General features: G+C 43.3%; 2 protein-coding genes. Both read right to left on the bottom strand.

Features of this window, described 5'->3' with window-relative positions:
* Positions 1–257: 257 nt before the first annotated feature.
* The gene (locus QUA24_RS27015) at positions 258–1721 is read right to left on the bottom strand and encodes a phage terminase large subunit family protein (protein WP_333233483.1); all 1464 of its coding nucleotides are present in this window, start codon (positions 1719–1721) and stop codon (positions 258–260) included.
* Positions 1721–2248 carry a hypothetical protein gene (locus tag QUA24_RS27010; RefSeq protein WP_333233481.1) on the bottom strand — a complete coding sequence of 176 codons (528 nt, stop codon included), beginning with the start codon at positions 2246–2248 and terminating at the stop codon, positions 1721–1723. The genes QUA24_RS27015 and QUA24_RS27010 overlap by 1 nt, the downstream gene beginning before the upstream one ends.
* Between the last annotated feature and the right edge of the window lie 169 nt (positions 2249–2417).

Here is a 2417-nt window from a genome sequence, read left to right as displayed (position 1 = left end):
AACAAGTTAAACGAGAAGAGTTCAACGACTGGATCATGAAGATGCAAGCTGATCGTTCATTCTACCTTCAAAGTGGAGAAGCCCGTGGAGCAACCAAAGAACAGAAAGAAAACTCAATTACGGATGATATAAGAGGGCTTTTGTTTTTCGCTAGTAGACCATCTTCTTAGTGAATTATTCAGAGTTTATGCACACATAAATTCAAAAATTTGCGATAGATAACTCGTTAACCGTTTAGATTACCTTTGCTAATTCGGCTACCCAAACGCCCGCGCCAGCAAATTCTCTTCGGCAGTTATCAACTCCCCAATCCAAACCCAAGCCGCCGCCCAAGCCATCACACAGTCATCGTGACCCGCAACGGCTTTTCGTTCTTTGGTGGAAAAGTTTTTCATTTCTTCTATTCCTTCCCAATCCGGTGGGTAACAAACCGTGCCGCCCTCAAGCGTGATCGCCAGCCGATCGGTATTAACTCGCTTGGACACTGCCGAAGTGTTGACCTTTTCAAATCGCAGGGACGATCGGGCGACAATTAAATCCTCAAGTATCACTGCACCGCCTGAGTTTGACTCGATTGCGGTAATCGCTGGTTGATACGCATCCAGCAGTTGCAGCACTTTTTCTTGGTGATAGCTGTTGCTGTGACTGTTGTCTCGGTACTGGCTGACCAACTGATACGGAGCTTCAGTGACATCCCAGATCAGCATACAAAAATAGTCTGTCCCCCCAAAATTGGGATCTATACCTGCTAGATAAACTCTATCCCGTCTAGGAGGAAACCAGTTGCCAACCGCAAACAAATTGACCAAATCAGCTTGGAATAGAGACGCCCCCGATGCGGGAATTCCCAAGTTATATTCTCGTTGCACCTTGTCTTCAGTCAATTTTTTTTCTTCCCTAGTCTTCTCTAAATAATCAGGAATTTGCGAATATATTGGATGAGATTTCCAGTGCAAAACAGCCTTTGCCCACCCGGTATCATCTACCCAAAATTGGTAGGGTTCATCTAAATTTTCGCGAACTCTGGCGCAGACTCTCTCGGCATCGATCGCCCCATTGTTGCTAGCAAACATCTTCCAAAACCAAGACAACTTACCAGACTGAGACATCGTTGAAACAATTGCCGTTCGAGCCTCAGCGCCTACCATTTCTTGCGCGGGAACGGCCGACGAGTAAATCTCCTCAGCGTTGTCTACAAACGCGCTTTCATCAAACAACAAATCACTGACCGATTCTAGAGATCGAATAGCGTTATCCGTTGAAGGTCGGAACACCACGCGCCCGCCGCCTTTGAGTTCTAAGTCTTTCAGGTTATTGGTGGCAAACTGAAAGTTAGGAATAGCCGCTGGCATTTTACGGATACGCCGAGCCACGTTAGAGCTTTCCTCTTGACCCATAGACAAAATGCCTGCAACGTATGCAGGATTTAGGATTGCTTTGTGCAGGAACTTGCAAGCAATTGTCTCTGTTGCTCCAAGTTGTCGAGTTTTAAAGACTATAATACCCCTGTAGGTATCCAATAATTTAGCTAGTTCGATCTGATAGTCGTACAAATCAAAAGGGATAATCTTTTTGCCCGATCGAATGCGACACAAACGAGCAAACTCCTGGAAGTCTTCAGGGACGTTATATAGATTTTGTTTAATTGTTTGAGCATGATTCAATCCGGTGCGATCAAGAATTCGACTAGCGGCTTTAATTGCTAAATAATTCTTTCGCATTATACCTCTGTATCTTTATCAGCACTTAATCTTTTGCTTAGTTCATCTGTTCCCAACCTTTGATTAAATGCAGCGTTTATTTGTTGCTCAAGCATCATCGCGGCTCTAGTTAAGTTACATAAATTTTTTAAGCTCTCGGTTACTTTGATTTTTTCTGCATTATTTTTTGGTTTGGCTTCTGCGAGTGCAGCGTCAAGAGCGGAGTTGATTGTTGTCATTAACTTTTGATACGCGGCTGTGTTTACTCCGCTCATGGTTTTTGACAGTTTAAACCATTCCTCAAACTCGTCGTTGTATCGATCAACCTGCTGTTGAGCATAGTCTGCTACACACCTATTTTTAATTCTTTCTAGTTTGTCAAGCGTTTCTCTGTAAAGGTCTGTACGCATATATTGAGAAACGCGCTGCGGTGTTACGCCAATGTGTTCCGCAACTTCGCCTTGGCTAGCTCCGTTAAAAATCATTTCAGCCACTGCGGGAATGGCCCTAGCTGAAGTATATTTTGACTGTCCTTTTGTTTTTGGCAAAATCTATCCTATGATAAAAATACGTGATTTACGTTTATTTTAATTTATTTTCGTTTATTTGGAATAAACCATTGCCACACTATGAGCGACTTACTCAGCCTAAAATACATCCCAATTTCTCAAGCCGAACTTTTTGACAACAATGCCAAACTGCACAACCTCGATCAGA

This window comes from Microcoleus sp. Pol12B5, assembly GCF_036701335.1.
In the GTDB taxonomy this organism is placed as follows: domain Bacteria; phylum Cyanobacteriota; class Cyanobacteriia; order Cyanobacteriales; family Microcoleaceae; genus Microcoleus.
Note: the sequence above shows the minus strand (reverse complement) of the source record. Positions and strands in the feature narration are given on the sequence as shown.

Coding starts and splice junctions, on each gene's coding strand:
- QUA24_RS27015 (WP_333233483.1), bottom strand. CDS start 1,721: ATGCGAAAGAATTATTTAGCAATTAAAGCCGCTAGTCGAATTCTTGAT.